This is a genomic window from Dehalococcoides sp. (assembly GCF_041654235.1).
Lineage (GTDB): Bacteria > Chloroflexota > Dehalococcoidia > Dehalococcoidales > Dehalococcoidaceae > Dehalococcoides > Dehalococcoides mccartyi_B.
The window spans coordinates 1-16,482 of record NZ_JBAZDW010000033.1; the positions used below are offsets into that span (position 1 = coordinate 1).

General features: G+C 48.5%; 13 protein-coding genes and 1 pseudogene. 2 read left to right on the forward strand and 12 right to left on the reverse strand.

The window, feature by feature from the left end; translation table 11 throughout:
• Positions 1-131: 131 nt before the first annotated feature.
• Genes gap through ligA form a run of 7 tightly spaced genes read right to left on the reverse strand, consistent with a single transcriptional unit; the run spans position 132 to position 7,443 of the window.
• Entirely contained in the window at positions 132-1,139 is a 1,008-nt protein-coding gene (gene gap, locus WC259_RS05280) for a type I glyceraldehyde-3-phosphate dehydrogenase (RefSeq protein WP_372643472.1), read from the reverse strand.
• Positions 1,140-1,160: 21 nt separating this feature from the next.
• A complete protein-coding gene (locus WC259_RS05285) occupies positions 1,161-2,180 on the reverse strand; it encodes a 2-hydroxyacyl-CoA dehydratase (RefSeq protein WP_012984251.1) in 1,020 nt (339 codons plus the stop codon).
• Positions 2,177-2,995: a hypothetical protein gene (locus WC259_RS05290; RefSeq protein WP_372643475.1), complete on the reverse strand. Its 819-nt coding sequence runs from the start codon at positions 2,993-2,995 to the stop codon at positions 2,177-2,179. The genes WC259_RS05285 and WC259_RS05290 overlap by 4 nt, the downstream gene beginning before the upstream one ends.
• 13 nt (positions 2,996-3,008) lie before the next feature.
• Positions 3,009-4,295 carry a phosphopyruvate hydratase gene (gene eno, locus WC259_RS05295; RefSeq protein WP_372643478.1) on the reverse strand — a complete coding sequence of 429 codons (1,287 nt, stop codon included), beginning with the start codon at positions 4,293-4,295 and terminating at the stop codon, positions 3,009-3,011.
• 18 nt (positions 4,296-4,313) lie between these two features.
• Complete coding sequence (locus tag WC259_RS05300; protein ID WP_011309108.1) at positions 4,314-4,793, reverse strand: TIGR00725 family protein; 480 nt, start codon at positions 4,791-4,793, stop codon at positions 4,314-4,316.
• A gap of 47 nt (positions 4,794-4,840) precedes the next feature.
• Positions 4,841-5,410: an aminoacyl-tRNA hydrolase gene (pth, locus tag WC259_RS05305; protein ID WP_011309109.1), complete on the reverse strand. Its 570-nt coding sequence runs from the start codon at positions 5,408-5,410 to the stop codon at positions 4,841-4,843.
• Positions 5,410-7,443 carry an NAD-dependent DNA ligase LigA gene (gene ligA, locus WC259_RS05310; protein ID WP_372643484.1) on the reverse strand — a complete coding sequence of 678 codons (2,034 nt, stop codon included), beginning with the start codon at positions 7,441-7,443 and terminating at the stop codon, positions 5,410-5,412. The genes pth and ligA overlap by 1 nt, the downstream gene beginning before the upstream one ends.
• Before the next feature lie 144 nt (positions 7,444-7,587).
• On the opposite strand from ligA, the gene WC259_RS05315 reads away from it, so the two are divergent.
• Entirely contained in the window at positions 7,588-8,916 is a 1,329-nt protein-coding gene (locus WC259_RS05315) for a DUF1015 domain-containing protein (RefSeq protein ID WP_011309111.1), read from the forward strand.
• Between the two features lie 70 nt (positions 8,917-8,986).
• On the opposite strand, the gene pdxT is transcribed toward WC259_RS05315, so the two are convergent.
• The 5 genes from pdxT to WC259_RS05340 form a co-directional block, all read right to left on the reverse strand.
• On the reverse strand, positions 8,987-9,574 hold the full coding sequence (pdxT, locus tag WC259_RS05320; RefSeq protein ID WP_078983056.1) for a pyridoxal 5'-phosphate synthase glutaminase subunit PdxT: 588 nt from the start codon (positions 9,572-9,574) through the stop codon (positions 8,987-8,989).
• A 74-nt stretch (positions 9,575-9,648) separates the two neighbouring features.
• A complete protein-coding gene (gene serA / locus WC259_RS05325) occupies positions 9,649-11,229 on the reverse strand; it encodes a phosphoglycerate dehydrogenase (protein WP_015406996.1) in 1,581 nt (526 codons plus the stop codon).
• 1 nt (position 11,230) lies between these two features.
• Complete coding sequence (locus WC259_RS05330; RefSeq protein ID WP_011309114.1) at positions 11,231-12,319, reverse strand: alanine--glyoxylate aminotransferase family protein; 1,089 nt, start codon at positions 12,317-12,319, stop codon at positions 11,231-11,233.
• Positions 12,320-12,378: 59 nt separating this feature from the next.
• Positions 12,379-13,569 carry a tyrosine--tRNA ligase gene (gene tyrS, locus WC259_RS05335; RefSeq protein WP_012984257.1) on the reverse strand — a complete coding sequence of 397 codons (1,191 nt, stop codon included), beginning with the start codon at positions 13,567-13,569 and terminating at the stop codon, positions 12,379-12,381.
• Positions 13,570-13,575: 6 nt separating this feature from the next.
• Positions 13,576-14,493, reverse strand: a complete 918-nt coding sequence (locus WC259_RS05340; RefSeq protein WP_015407640.1) for a bifunctional riboflavin kinase/FAD synthetase — start codon at positions 14,491-14,493, stop codon at positions 13,576-13,578.
• Between the two features lie 406 nt (positions 14,494-14,899).
• Between WC259_RS05340 and WC259_RS05345 the strand changes: the two are divergent.
• A pseudogene (locus WC259_RS05345) lies at positions 14,900-16,482 on the forward strand (DNA-directed RNA polymerase subunit beta); the annotation flags it as partial.

The following is a 16,482-nucleotide window of genomic DNA, read 5'->3' on the forward strand; positions in this document are numbered from 1 at the left end:
ATGCGGCTACCGCATTGCCCAAGGCCTATTACAATTAATTTCATTTTGTCCTCCGTTAATCGGGCTAAATTCTAAACTATTAGCTTTAGCATGTCAACAACTTACGTTTAGCTATGCTCAAGTTATTAGTTTTATTTTTTTGCAATATAGGCTATCAAATCTCCCAGACGGGTGGAATAGCCCCACTCATTGTCATACCATGAAAGTACTTTTACCATATTTCCGCCCAGAACCATGGTACTGGGGGCGTCTATGATAGAGCTGGCGGGATTACCCTTGAAATCACTGCTGACCAGCTCTTCTTCGCAGTACTCCAGTATACCTGAAAGCTTGCCTTGAGAGGCTTCTTTGAAAGCGGCATTTACTTCTTCTACTGTTACATCTCTGGCCAGTTCACCCACAAAATCTACCAGTGAGACACTGGCTGAGGGTATGCGGAATGAAATGCCGTCCAGTTTGCCCTTCAGTTCGGGCAGGACCAAAGCTACCGCTTTGGCGGCACCGGTAGTGGTGGGGATGACATTTACGGCGGCGGCTCTGGCCCGGCGGATATCCTTGTGGAACATGTCCTGTATTTTCTGGTCATTGGTATAGGCATGACAGGTGGTCATGAAACCTTTTTTAACCCCGAATTTGTCATGGAGCACTTTTATAAGAGGGGCAACACAGTTGGTGGTGCAGGAGGCATTGGAGATAATGCGGTGAGTATTGCAGTTATATTTGTCTTCGTTTACACCCATGACTATGGTGATATCCTCACCCTTAGCCGGGGCTGAAATAACCACGGTCTTAACACTTCCGCGGAGATGGGCAGCGGCTTTGCTGGCATCAGTAAACAGACCGGTAGATTCAATAACCAAATCTACGCCTGCGGTTTCCCACGGGATTTGCATGGGGTCGCGTTCACTGAAAACCCGAATGGGTTTGCCATCTACTATTATGGAGCAATCATCAGATTCAACTGTACCGTCGTATTTGCCATAGGTTGAGTCCCATTTTAAAAGGTGGGCATTGGATTTATTGTCTGCCAGATCATTTACGGCTACTACTTCAAGTTCGCCGCGGTGGTACTGGTTTATAGTCCGCAGTGTAATACGCCCGATTCGCCCGAACCCGTTAATACCGATTCTGGTTACCATGTTAATCCCCCTTCGCGTAAATTATAAATTCATCTGCTTTTTGGCTTTCAGCATATCCAGAAAGGCCTCCAGCCGAGTTTTCTGATGTTGATTTAAACCGAAATCCGCATTGCCTTCCAGCGTGAGTATGGGAAGCGGCAGTTTTTGCCTTAGTATAATATCACCGATAGCCCGATGACAGAAAGCCTGAACGTAATGGATTATGCCGTCTATCTTACGCTCCGCAAGCTGGGTCTGTATATCCCTAAGGCGGTATTCCATAGGGTAGGGGTAAGTATAGGCGGTGTAAGACTGCGAAATATCAGCGCCGCCATCCGGCAGACTGAACTGCCGCTGAATTTCATTAAATACCACTCTGGCTCCGTTTTGCTCAAGGTAGGGGTAAAGCTCCTCACCGAATACCGAAGGCACTCCCAGATAAGCCAGGCGCAATTCGGTCGCAGGGTAAGGGGTGCGGGTTTGGACTGTGTTCAGCAGTTTTTGAAGTTCGGCTTGGTACTTTACATAATCACCGTTAAAGTCTGAGCTGGATACCAGCCAGTAGTGGTTTTCAAAACCCGAGACCTTATTATCGGCATAACAGAGATAGTCCAGCTTATGTACCAGTTCTCTGGCGGGTAAAAGCCTTTTTCTCCATTCATCAGCCGCTTCCAGAGTAGTGCCCAGCCTGAGGGCTAGTTTAGCAAGAGAGGCTTTTACTTCTGCGGGGTCAGGTTCGGTGGGGAAGTCAAAGGGAATGGTGCGGATGCCTTTCAGGTTTAAAACTTCCCTGAGCATCTGGGTATTTGAGCAGTCACCGCTGGTTACGCAGATAACCTCGCTGATGCCCTTATCAAGGCAGACGCCATAGATGCCTTTTATCCAAGCGCAGCAGTTTAAAGGGAAGCCGTCTTTTTCAGCCAGACGGATAAGCCTGTCAGACTTGGGGTCTGAAACAAAAATATTATTCAGATCCAGCGGGCTGTAGCCTGCTGAAAGGAGTATTTCTATGGGTACAGTGGTAGTGATGCCGATATATTTATTTTGTCCGTTATTTTTCAAAACAGCTCACAGCTCAGGAAACGTTCTTTGTCCCATATGGTATCCAGCATATTTTTAAAATTTAGCCGGTCAGAGACCGCCGCCAGTTGATAACGGGCGGGTGAGCCGGCATTAGCGGGCTCTTTGTGTACAACATGTTTATAGCCCATGTCTTTAAACCCTGCCAAATAGAGTTTCAGAAGCCGTTTGCGGGCTTCTTCGGTATTTATGCGTTTAGTATACCAGTCTTGGCGGATATCAATCCATTTATCATGCCCGAAAAAACGGCTGATGGAGTCCTGACAATCCAGCCGCCCCAGGTTACGTATCAGCGACATCTCCAGCGGCAGCACCAGCAGCATATCCGGTTTGCGGCCGTCTTTGTCTATCCCCCTGAGTGCCAGCTTTTTCAGGCTGGAGAATCGCAGGTGGTGAAAGCCGGGCGGTTCCAGCAGGATAAATACGGCCTCGCTTCGGGGGAAACTGTCCAGCACTTTTTGCAGGGTTTCTTCGTTTATTAAGCTGCCCGAAAGCACGTCTGCACGGGCGGGCAGTAAGGGTTTTCTCAGGGCTGCCAAGGCGGTTTCGCTTTGGGCCAGCAGTATTATCTGGTTGAAAAAGCTCTCTTTCCCTTTTAATATATGGCAGGCTTCTCTGGGGCAGTTTATGCCCGCACAGACAGACTGATTGCTCCCCGCGAAAGCCTCCAGATAACCGGTGGGCTGCCTGACAGACTTGGCGTACTCCCCGAGGAAGTCACTAAGGCACTCAAACTTGTAGCAGTCCCATTTGTCGGGCTGTTTAAAGCTTGTTCCCGTCTGGCCAGGCAGGCTCATACATCCTCTTTTTTTATTTCAAGTTAAAAAAGGCATCTTTCCCGGGGTATTTGGCCTTTCCGCCCAGTGCCTCTTCAATGCGAAGCAGGCGGTTATATTTGGCAGTGCGTTCCGAGCGGCAGGGAGCGCCGGTTTTTATCTGCCCGGCTTTCATAGCTACAGCCAAATCTGCAATAGTAGTATCTTCGGTTTCACCGCTACGGTGGCTGACTACGGCTGTCCAGCCGGCGTTATTGGCCATTTTGATAGCCGCAATAGTTTCAGACAGAGTGCCTATCTGGTTCAGTTTAATAAGTATGGAGTTGGAGGCTTTCTCTTTTATGCCTCTGTCCAGACGTTTTATATTGGTAACGTAAAAATCGTCACCCACCAGCTGAACCTTGTTGCCGATTTTTCGGGTAAGCAGTTTCCAGCCGTCCCAGTCATCTTCAAAAAGGCCGTCTTCAATGCTGATTATGGGGTATTTTTCTACCCAGCCGCACCAGTAGTCCACCATTTCGGCACTGCTCAGGGTCTTGTTTTCGGTAGCCAGAGTATATTTGCCGTCCTGATAGAGTTCGCTTGAAGCGGGGTCAAGGGCTATGAATATATCTTCACCGGGACGGTAGCCGGCTTTTTCGATGGCTTTCAATATTACTTCTACGGCATCTTTATTGGTGGGGAGGGAAGGGGCAAAACCTCCTTCATCACCTACGGTGGTGTTCTGGTTCATGCCTTTGAGCACTTTTTTCAGGCTGTGGTAAACCTCTGTTCCCATTTGGAGTGCCTGGGCAAAGCTCTTTGCACCTACCGGCATTACCATGAACTCCTGAAAGTCAGTGGAGTTTGAGGCGTGTTTGCCTCCATTCAGTATGTTGAACATAGGTACGGGCAGGATATATTCTTCGGAGTTATTCAGGTAACGATAAAGAGGCATATGGCGGGATGCGGCTGCGGCATGGGCAACTGCCAGTGAGGTGGCCAGCATGGCGTTAGCCCCCAGCTTGGCTTTGTTGGGAGTGCCGTCCAGTTCTATAAGCAGGTTATCCAGTCCTTGCTGGTCTGAAGCTTTAAAACCTGATATGGCTGAGGCGATAGTGGTATTTACATTGGCAACTGCTTTGTGTACTCCAAGCCCGTTGTAGCGGGATTTGTCTCCGTCACGCAGTTCTACTGCTTCATGGCTGCCGGTAGAAGCACCCGAAGGTACAGCTGCTCTGCCGAAAGAACCGTCAGACAGAACTACATCAGCTTCAACTGTGGGGTTGCCACGGGAATCCAGTATCTCTCTGGCCTTGATAGACTTGACTACTGCAGACACAATTACCTCGCACTTGTATTAGTTTATTAAATCCAGAGCCTTGGTAACCGCTTCAAGGGCATTTTCGGCCTTTATTACAGCGCTGTCAGATTTGCCGTTCTGACTCATTGACCAGCTGTTTAAAGCTATTACCGGCAGCTCGATTTGAAGGGCATAAGCTATCTCGGATAAGGTGCCATAAGCCCCGCCAATGGCAATAACTGCCTGGGCAGATTTGACCACCATGATATTTCTGGCAAAACCTATACTGCTTACAATGGGGATTTGGACGTAAGGATTAGCCTCTTCACGGCTGTTTCCCGGCAGTATGCCTATGGTCAGCCCTCCGTTCAAGGAAGCCCCGCGGCAGGCGGCTTCCATTACCCCGCCCATACCCCCGCAGACAAGTGTAACTTGCCTTAGAGCAAGCTCTTTGCCTACTTCTTCGGCCAAGCGGGCTTCTTCAGAGGTGGCCTTTGAAGCACCAATTACGGCAACAAATATATGTTTATTCTTCATGGAAGGCAAGGGAATTATAACACCCCCTTACTATTTGGGGCAAAGATTTAGCAGTTGAAACGGTTGGATGCAGTATCCAGCCCGGAAGTAATCAAGCAGGCGAGTGCTTCGGCGGCCCGGGCAATAGCAGTTTCTATAATCTCCCGCTCTTCGCCGCCAAAGTTGCCCAGTACGTGGTCTACAACTTCAGCCCCGTTATTTCGGGCATCCGGTTTGCCGATACCTATCTTGAGGCGGATAAATTCCTTGGTGCCAATGTCTGTAATAATAGAAGAAACCCCGTTATGCCCGCCGGCGCTCCCTCCCAGACGCAGGCGGAGTTTGCCTGCCGGCAAATCCAGATCGTCCTGAACTACAATAATATCAGTGGCTTTCAGGTTGTAGCGGCGAAGCAACTGATTGACGGCCTTGCCGGAGAGGTTCATATATGTCTGGGGTTTGGCCAGCACTATTTCCTCGTCATTTATACGGCCGGAGCCGGTGCGGGAGAGGCAGCATTTTTTATCAAAGCTGATATGATTTTCTTTAGCAAAGCGGCTCAGGCACTGGAAACCTACGTTGTGGCGGTTGCCTGAGTACTCTTTGCCGGGATTTCCCAGTCCGATAATAAGTTTCATCAAGATTGCTCCAGCATATTTATAAATTCCCGTTCGGAAAGCTCTTTTACACCCATACTTCGGGCTTTGGCCAGCTTGGAGCCGGCATCTGCACCCACTACCAAATAGCTGGTTGCTTTGGTGACGTTATCCTTGGCTGTACCGCCGAGTGAGCGGATTTTTTCCTGTGCTTCTTCGCGGCTGAAACTTTCCAGCTTGCCGGTGACTACAAACTCCATGCCGGAAAATGGCATATTTTTGTTTACCGGTTTCTGGTCTGAAGTAAGCCGTACGCCTGCTTCTTCCAGACGGCGGATAACAGCCACATTTTTTTCTTCGCTGAAATACGCTACGATACTGCTGGCTATTTTGTCACCGATATCAGGTATAGTTTGCAGTTCACCAAGACCGGTTTTAGCCAGTGCCCATATATTCCCGTAGTGTCTTGAGAGCAGGGTGGCGGTCTCGTTGCCCACGTGGCGTACACCCAGACCGAATATTACCCTATCCAGCGGGCGGGTTTTACTGTCTGCAATGGCGTCTATTATATTATCCGCACTTTTTTCACCCATACGCGGCAGTTGCAGTAAATCAGCGGTGGTCAGGTAGTACAGGTCCGATACGTTTTTCACCAGCCCCTGCTGTGCCAGTATTACGCTTAGGCTTTCGCCGATACCGCGTATATCCATAGCCCCTCTGGAAACAAAATGTTCAAGCTGGCGTTCAAACTGAGCGGGGCAGGAAACGTTGGCACAGTAGTGCATAGCTTCGCCTGCGGGGCGGTATATTTCCCCGCCGCACACCGGGCAGGCAGGGCGGTTAAGGTTCGGGTTAAACAGAGATTCTTCCATTCTGAAGGGTTTTGATTCGGGGTTGCGTTTACTCAGTACCGGTGCAACTACCTCAGGTATTACTTCACCTGCCCGCTGGATAATGACCGTATCTCCTTCGCGGATATCTTTGCGGAGTATATCATCTTCATTATGCAGGGCGGCCTGTTTTACCACTACTCCGCCCACATTTACCGGCTCAAGTACGGCAAAGGGGTTTAATGTACCTGTACGGCCTACAGATATGCCTATTTTCTTCAGGCGGGTCATGACCTGTTCAGCCGGGAATTTATAGGCTATGGCCCAGCGGGGTTCACGACCTACGTCCCCCAGCCGGTGTTGCAGAGAGACGGAGTCCACCTTGAAAACTACTCCGTCTGCTTCATAAGGCAGTGAAGCCCGGTTTGCTGCCATCTGGCGGTAATATTCTTTGGCTTCTTCCAGGGTGTTTACCAGGCGGTTAAGTGGATTTATCCTAAAGCCAATTTTGCTGAAATAATCCAGTATTTGCCAGTGGCTGTCAGGCAGTAGGCTGTCTTCTGAATATCCTAAAGCATAAATAAATATATCCAGCGGTCTTTCGGCCGTAACTGACGGGTCAAGCTGGCGGAGTGAACCGGCGGCGGCATTGCGTGGGTTGGCAAAAGGGGGCAGCCCTTTATCCGCCCTTTCGCGGTTGAGTTTGGCAAAGCCATTTTTGGAAAGATATACTTCACCCCTTACTTCAAAAACAGGGGGTGCGTTTGGTTCGGCGTTTAATGGTATGGAATGGATAGTCCGCAGGTTTCGGGTAATATTTTCACCCTGAAATCCGTCACCCCGGGTAGCACCGGTTGCAAATTTTCCGTCCCGGTAGGTAAGGGCTACCGCCAGGCCGTCCATTTTGGGCTCGCAGTCTATCTGGAAAGGAATATTGCCCAGCAGTTTCTTTACCCGCTGGTACCAAGCTTCCAGTTCTGTATCTGAAAAAGCATTTGCCAGAGAAAGTAACGGATAAGGGTGGTTTACAATCCCGAAAGCTTTAAGCGGCTCTGCCCCGACTTTTTGGGTGGGTGAGTCCGGGGTAACCAGTTCGGGGTGGGCTTCCTCCAGTTCTTTCAGGCGGCGGATTAGAGTGTCATACTGGGCATCAGAGATTTCAGGATTATCCTGAACGTAATATAGCTGGTTATGGCGGTTTATTTCACGCCTTAGGTTTTCTACTTCAATCAAGGGGGAAAACATATCTTCCATACAGGTTATTAGTATATCACAGCCTATGTTTAGAGCAAGTACAAAAGTATAGCCCCTTACGTTTAACGGGGGCTTGCGTCAGACGCCGTTCTAAGTTAAACTAAAACCAGATTTTTGTGAGAGGGAGCTAGAAGAATGGCTGAAGTTCGGGCTTTTCATGGATTACGTTATAACCCTATGTTTGTTGATGATATGGCAGATGTTATCTGTCCGCCTTATGACATTATCAGCCCTGAACAGGAAAAGGCCCTTAAAGAGCGTAGCCCCTATAACTATATACGTCTTGAATACAGCCAGCCCACCCCTCAGGATAATATTGTAGATAACCGCTATACCCGGGCAGCTGCCATACTGGAAAAATGGATTGGCGAACGGGTAATGACTGCCGAAAAAAAGGCGGCCATATATATACATGACCATTACTTCAGTGTGTTTGGCAAACAGTACAAAAGGCGGGGTATTATTGCCAGAGTGCGGCTTGAGGAATGGGACAGGATGGTTATCCGCCCCCACGAAGGCACACTCGCCGAACCCAAACGGGATAGAATTAACCTTATTTCAGCCGTCCGTGCCAATACCAGCCCGGTATACGGACTGTATCAGGATACTGAAAAAGATATAAACCGGGTACTGGAAATACAGACCGGCGGCAAACCCACCGTCAGTATGAATATTGAAGGCGAACGCCACGAACTCTGGGTAGTAACTGATGAATCAGCCATATCCAAGGTAACTGCTTTGTTTGATAAGAAACCCGTCTATATAGCAGACGGGCATCACCGCTATGAAAGTGCTCTGACCTACAGGCGTGAACGTCTGGCTGGTAACCCGCAGTTACCCTCTGATGATCCGGTTAATTTTGTAATGATGACGTTGGTAGATTTTGCCGACCCCGGTTTGGTAGTTTTGCCGGCTCATCGTCTGTTGGGCGGTATGGATGCACGTACTCTTTCAAACCTGCAGACCAAACTGGCTTCGTTCTTTGACGTAACAACTATACCTGCCAAACTGCCTGCGGCTTGGGATACTTTAGACAAAGCCTTTAAAGAAGAGGGTAAAATCCGTCTGGTCATGTATGGTTTGGGAGGCACTGAAAACTTTACCATTTTGACGCTGAGGGATTTGGAGACTGCCAGCAAACTCATGCCTTACTTCCATTCGGATATTTACAAAAAACTGGACGTGAGCATACTTGACCATATTATCCTTGAAGAGCTTATGGGGTTGAAGACGGTGGAAGACCCGCGCATAGCTTTCAATTTTGACCGTAATGATGTCGTTTCGCGGATAAAGTCAGGTGAGTTCCAGTTGGCCTTTATTCTGAAGCCCATGAAGGCCGAGGTTATCAAGGCTATTTCAGATGTATCAGACCGCATGCCCCGTAAATCTACTTATTTTTTCCCGAAGTTACCCTCCGGGTTGGTAGTTTACCGTTTTGAATCAGAGGCAATTGCCAAGAAGTAAGCTATCGGGTTATTAAAACAAAGAAGGGGAGGTTAAAACCTCCCCTTTATTAATTTACATAAATATTTAATCAGGCTTTATAAGTTTTAGCCATTTGGACAAAGTACCTATGAAAGCGGTTATCCCCAGAGAGTTCGGGGTGGAACGATATAGCCAGCAGGTTATTCTCCCTTACGGCTACAATAGTGCCGTCCGGCAGTTTGGACAGTATTTCAACACCCTTGCCGGTTTTTTCTACCAGAGGGGCGCGGATAAATACCGCCGGAAAATCAGCTTCATCCAGTCCTTTTACCTTCAGCATCGCTTCAAAGCTATTTACCTGCCGCCCGAAGGCATTTCGGCGGACGGTAATATCCATGAGCCCAAGCGGTTTGACTCCGGAAATATCTCCCGGCAGTTCTTTGGCAAGGCAAATCATGCCGGCACAGGTACCCCAAATGGGCATTCCCTTTTTTGCTAAAGCTTTTATGGGCTCTGCCATGCCAAATATATCAAGGAGCTTGGTTATGGTGGTGCTTTCACCGCCGGGTATAATCAACCCCGAAAGCTCTGGCAGTTCTTCGGCCTTGCGCACTTCCACCGCTTTTGCTCCGAGCGTACTCAGCATATTTAGATGTTCACGGAATGCCCCTTGCAGGGCCAGTACCCCAATTTTCATTTTTCCCCTCAAATAAGCAAGGCTACCAGCAATTTAAGCGGTAGCCTTGCTTATGTTTCCCAAAGACTGAGAAGCTAGATTTTTACTACCTGAACCATTTGAACATCCGGCAGGGATAGCAGCTGCTGACGCTGTTTTTCCGGCAGAGGTTCGTCCAGAGCCAGTATCATAAGGGCTTGCCCGCGGGCTTTCTGGCGGCTGAGGTGCATATAGCTTATATTTATATCCGCATCACCGGTTATCTTACCGGCAGAGCCGATAAGTCCGGGGCGGTCTATATGGTCTGCAAACAGAAAGTAACCGCCGGTGGGTACAATATCTATCCAGTAATCATTCAGCTTTACAATATGAACATCACCCCGTACCAGACTGCCGGCGACAGTATTGGATTTGCCGTTGTCGGTATCTATAGTAACGGTAATCAGGCTGGAGAAATTCTGGCAGGTGGATTCTTTTTGTTCGGTTACACCCAGCCCTCGCTGGGAGGCTACGATATCAGCATTAACCACGTTCACCCGTTCTTCGCTGATATGTTCAAGTATACCGCCCAGAACCAGAGCTTTCAGGGCAGTGGTATCATAAGCGGCCAGTTCACCGCAGTACTTGATGGTAACATTCTTCATATGGCCATCAGTCAGCTGGCTTACCAGACTGCCCACTGTGCGGGCAACCGGCATGAAGGGGCCGACTACTGGCAGGCTTTCAGCCGAAATATAGGGTGCATTTACGGCATAACGGGCGGGGCGGCCTTCAAATACATCTATTACCTGTTTGACCACGTCAGAGGTGGCCAGTTCCTGAGCTTCGGCAGTGGAAGCCCCCAGATGAGGGGTAACGATAATATTATCACACTCAAAGAGGCAGCTCTCGGTGCATGGCTCTTTGGAGAATACGTCAATAGCGGCACCGCCGATGCGCTTTTCCTTAACGGCCTTGGCTAGTGCTTCTTCATCTATAATGCCGCCGCGGGAGGTATTGATAAGGCGGACGGTGGGTTTCATCATTTCCAGTTCCTTGGGTCCGATAAGGCCCTTGGTCTGACCGGTCATGGGAACATGCAGGGTGATAAAGTCAGCCTGCTTCAGCAGGTCTTCAAAAGGCAGCAGTTCCACCTGCAGTTTTTTGGCACGTTCCATAGATATAAACGGGTCATAACCTATAACCCGCATTTCAAGGGCCAGGGCGCGTTTGGCTATTTCAGAACCGATATTACCCAAGCCTACAATACCCAGAGTTTTACCCTTCAGTTCAGAGCCCACAAATTCATTGCGTTTCCACTGGCCGGATTTTAAACTGGCGTTGGCTCTGGGAATATGGCGGGCCATAGCCAGCATAAGGGCCAGTGTATGTTCGGTAGCGGAGATAGTGTTGCCGGTGGGGGCATTCACCACGATAATACCATTACCGGTGGCGGCTTTGAGGTCAATGTTATCTACGCCCACGCCGGCCCGGCCGATAACCTGAAGTTTTTTGCCTGCGTTGATAATATCAGTGGTGACCTGAGTCTGGCTGCGTACCAGCAGGGCGTCATACTCACCGATAATGCTTATCAATTCTTCCGGTTTAAGGCCGGTCTTTACATCTACCTGTGCAATCTCCTTAAGAGGGGCTAACCCTGTTGCGGAGAGTGCATCGCTTACCAGTACTTTTTTCATTTTAACTCCTGAAACCTGCCTTGGGCAGGGCTAATTTAAGGTTATCCAGTGTAACTTTAATATCATTTTCAGTTACCCAGCCCAGATGGCCGATACGGAAAATCTTGCCTTCCAGAGGGCCCTGTCCGCCGGCCAGTACGGTGTTATATTCTTCCCGCATTATCTTTAAGAGCTTCTTTACATCCAGCCCCTCAGTGGCCACAATGGCGGTCACGGTGTTGGATGCGTATTTCTCTTCGGCAAGCAGGGTCAACCCCAGTTCCTTGACGCCCTTGCGGGTAAAGTCTGCAATTTTCTGGTGGCGTTTGAAGATATTCTGCATACCCTCTTTTTCCATCATAATTAGAGCTGTATGCAAAGCTACAATAACTGAAACACAAGGAGTCCAGGGTGTCTGGCCTTTTTCAATGCTGGCTTTGTGTTTGGCCAGATCCCAGTAGAAACGGGGCATCTTGGATTCGGCATTGGCCTTCCATGCTTCAGGGCTGACGGAAATAAAAGCCAAACCCGGGGGAACCATCCAGCCTTTTTGTGAGCCGGAAACAACTACGTCACAACCCCATTCATCAACCGGCAGGTTGATGGAACTGAGGCTGGAAATGGCATCTACCAGCAGCAATTTGCCGGCGCCCTTGATTACAGATGCCAGAGGCTTAAGGTCATTGGTAATACCGGTGGAGGTTTCGTTGTGGGTAACCAGCACCGCTTTTATTTCGGGGTGTTCGGTCAAGGCTTTTTTAACCAAAGCCGGGTCTGCCGCTTTGCCCTGCTCAAAATTCAGGGCAATTATTTTAGCCCCGAAAATGGAAGCAATCTTGGCAAAACGTTCGCCGAATACGCCTATGGAAACGCTAAGTACGGTATCACCGGGGGACAAAAAGTTGACAGCCGCGGCCTCAAGGCCGCCGGTACCTGAGCCAGTGAGCACCAAGACATCATTTTTAGTCTGGAAGAAATACTTCAGTTTTTCAGCTACCTCTTTCATGATAGCGGCCATTTCGGGTCCGCGATGGTTTATCATCTGTTGGCCCATGGCTTTTAAGACTTCTTCAGGACAGGGGGTAGGTCCGGGAATTCTCAGGTTTTGCATACTGGCTCCTTTTTTAATATTACCTTTAGTATATAAAAAATATTACTTTTAGCAAAATTTTAAATAGCTTTGGAGTAACGTCTCTTGCCGGCTTTTATTATGTCTCCGCATTTTACAGGAGTATTTTGGTCAGATATTTTTTCGGAATTTATTTCTACGGCACCCTGTTCAAGCAGGCGGCGGGCTTCGCTTTTACTTTTAGCCAGACCTGAAAGGATAATAAAATCTATTACACCAGTGTTTTGCCCGTTTTCCAGACGGCATTCCGGCATATCTTCCGGTATCTCGCCCCGCTGTACCACCCGGGTAAACCGGGCATCAGCCTCCTGGGCGGCAGTTGCGTTATAAAGCTGGGTTATCAGCTCACTGGCAAGGCGTTTTTTAAGTATCATGGGGTTTACCTGCCCGTTTTCCATCTGAGCCTTGAAATCGGCTATTTCTTGGTCGGGTATATCCGTTACCAGTTCAAAATACTGGAGTATCAGTTCATCCGGAATAGACATGCACTTGCCGAATATATCTGATGGGTCTTCGGCTACGCCTATGTAGTTACCTAGGCTTTTGCTCATTTTGTGGACGCCGTCAGTACCTACCAGTATTGGCACCATAAGTACCTGCTGGGGTTTCTGCCCCACCATTTCCTGAAGCTCTCTGCCTACCAGCAGGTTAAATTTCTGGTCTGTACCCCCGAACTCCACGTCAGACTTCACCATTACGGAGTCATAGGCCTGAAGCATGGGGTAGAGCAGTTCGGTTACGCTGATGGGTTTGCCGGCGGCATATCTCTTGGCAAAGTCATCTCTGGCCAGCATTTGGGCTACGGTGAATTTGGAAGAAAGGCGGACTACGTCTTCCAGTTTAAAATTGCCGTACCATTCGCTCTGCCAGCGGACTTCGGTTTTATCTTTATCTACAATCTTGAAAAACTGTTCCAGATAGGTTTTGGCGTTTGCCTTTACCTGTTCGGCTGAAAGCATGGGGCGGGTGACGGATGCACCCGAAGGGTCACCAATCTGGGCTGTCCAGTCTCCCACTATCAAGACTACCTGATGCCCCAAATCCTGAAGCTGGCGAAGTTTCCGCAGGGCTACCATATGCCCCAGATGAATGTCAGGTGAACTGGGGTCAAAGCCTTCTTTAAGGCGGAGTTTACGTCCCGAAAGGAGTAGTTTTTTAAAATCTTCTTCTACAATTACTTCGGCTACACCACGTTTTAAAATCTGGTCTATCTGTTTTTCAGATTGGTTCATTCGGTATTACCTCAGTATGTCTCTGGCTTTTAATATATCAACTGAAATTTGGGCTTTCAGGGCTTCGGCATTTGCAAAACAGACTTCGGAACGCAAAAACTCCACAAATTCCACTTTAAGGGGTTGTCCTTTTATGTCTCCCTTGAAATCCAGCAAGTGAACCTCAAGGCGGTGTTCCTCCTGCCCGAAGGTGGGGCATGAGCCTATATTTGCTACGGCTTTATATTCTTTTTCAGCTAAAAAGGCTTTGGCGGCGTAAACACCGTCTGCCGGCAGAGCCAGATAACCGGGCAGGGTAAGATTGGCGGTAGGAAATCCCAACTTTGTACCCCGGTTGGCGCCGCTTTGGACAGTCCCGCGCAGGTGGTAGTTCCTCCCCAGCATCAGCCGGGCTTTGGTAACATTGCCTGTCCTTAGCGCTTGGCGTATAGCAGTAGAGCTGACTATCTGGTTTTCTATTACCACCGGGGATACCACTGAAACGCTGAAATCCATAATATGGCTCAGCCGCCGCAGGGCGGTAGCATCTCCGGCTCGGTTTCTGCCCAAGGCAAAGTCTGAACCCACTACAATACCCTGCATGCGCAGATGGTCCAGCAGGTATCCCACAAAATCAGTGGCGCATATCTCGGCAATCTCAGGGGTGAAAGAAAGCATTATTATACGGTCAAGCCCCATCTGCTCTAGTGCCAGATTACGTTCTTCTAAACTTAATATTAGTTTTATATCGTCCTGGCCGAGTACTTTGCTGGGGTGATCCTTGAAGGTGATAAGGCAGCTTTGTAAATTGCGTTCTTTAGCCTGTTTTTTAAGCTCATTTATAAGGTGCTGATGACCCAGATGGACACCATCAAAAACGCCTATGGTAATAAGGGTATCCTGGTCTGAGGCGTGGAGGATAAGTTCTTCTTCCAGGAGTGTCATAAAAGTTTCCAACCTCTTGCTAAATATTTCGTTTTAATATCTGATAAAGAAAAAGGGGCTTTCCGCAATATGAAACCCCTGCCAAAAAATAACTTTTAAACCTGATTTATACTAACACAAGGCTATATATACGTCAATTTTGTTATATATATAAGGAATATAAGGGTGCAAATAAAATATTTTTGGGCGGGGGACTTTATTCTGGCAAACCGGGCTATTTATGTTACATAAAAAATGGTATAATACTTGACAAACTGTGTTTACAGGAGTACCATTATTATTTGCAAATTATGCCTCCAAAAAAAATGTCAAACCAAAAACAACAAGTTTTTCTTCTAGCCGCATTATTGTGCGCTTTCGTTTTTTAGCGCAACGACGTCCCTTGAGATTATAATAAGGAGCAAACATGGTATCTATGTTACCGAAGGCCGACGCCGCCACTGGTGTAATCCGCAAATCTTATGCCCAACTACCCGAGGTTGTCAATGTACCTAACCTGATAGAGATGCAGTTGCAGTCTTTTGTCTGGTTTCAAGAGGAGGGTCTCCGTGAGCTGATTGAGGAGATTTCTCCCATCAAAGACTTCGTGGGTAACAGGCTGGAGCTGGAATTCATAGGCTACGAATTCAGAGAGCCCCGTTTATCCGAATACGAATGCACCCAGCGTGACCAGACCTACTCTGTACCCCTGTACGTAAAGGCCAGGTTGATTGTAAAAACTACCGGTGAAATCAAAGAACCCTTTGATCTGTTCTTTGGGGATATTCCCCTTATGACCGCCTTGGGTACATTTATCACCAGCGGTACCGAACGGGTAGTGGTCAGCCAGCTGCTGCGTTCACCGGGTGTCTACTTTACCATTTCAGATGACCCGGCAACCGGCCGTCCCCTCTGCCATACCAACCTTATTCCCAGCAGGGGTGCTTGGCTTGAATTTGAAACTTCCAACCGTGATGTTATTTCAGTAAAGATTGACGGACGCCGCAAGATTCCCGTCAGCACCCTGTTGCGTGCCATAGGTTATTCCGATGATCTGGATATTTTAAACCTGTTTGAGGTTATTGATAATGACCCCGAACGCCACTATATCCAGTCCAGTATTGACCGTGATCCCCTGATAAAAGATGAGATTAGTGCCCTTATTGATATTTACAGCCGCTTGCGTCCAGGTGATCCGCCAAACGCGGATAACGCCCGCAAGCTTATTAATGAAATGTTCTTTGACCCCCAGCACTATGATCTGGGCAAGGTAGGCCGTTACAAGGTTAACCGCCGTCTGGAATTGCCTTCCCGTGAGGTTGGTGAAAACCGTGCCCTTACCCGTGAAGACATAGTAGCCATTATCCAGCGGATTATCATGGTCAATAACGGCCAGGATACTCCGGATGATATTGACCATTTGGGCAACCGAAGAATCCGCACTGTAGGTGAACTTGTTCAAAACCAGTTCCGCATAGGGCTGGTGCGTTTGGAAAGAGTTGCCCGTGAACGGATGAGCATTGTTAATCTGGAAATGGTTACACCCAGTGCTCTGGTTAATATCCGCCCTGTGGTTTCAGCCGTTAAGGAGTTCTTTGGCGGTTCACAGCTTTCCCAGTTTATGGATCAGACTAACCCTCTGGCTGAAATAACCAATAAACGCCGTCTGTCTGCCATGGGCCCCGGCGGTCTTTCCCGCGAGAGGGCCGGCTTTGATGTTCGTGATGTTCACTACTCTCATTACGGGCGTATCTGCCCCATTGAGACACCTGAAGGCCCGAACATTGGTCTTATCGGTTCTCTGGCTACCTATAGCCGGATTAACCGCTACGGCTTTGTGGAGACCCCTTACCGCAAGGTTTATTCAAAACTGAAAAATAATGATAAAAAACTGGTTGGTCTTAAACTGAAGACTGAAATCAGTGAAAAAGGCAAAGTACTGGCGGCTGCCGGCAGTACAATCAGCGAAGACAGCTTCAAGATTATTTCAAAGCTGCCTGAGTGTGATAT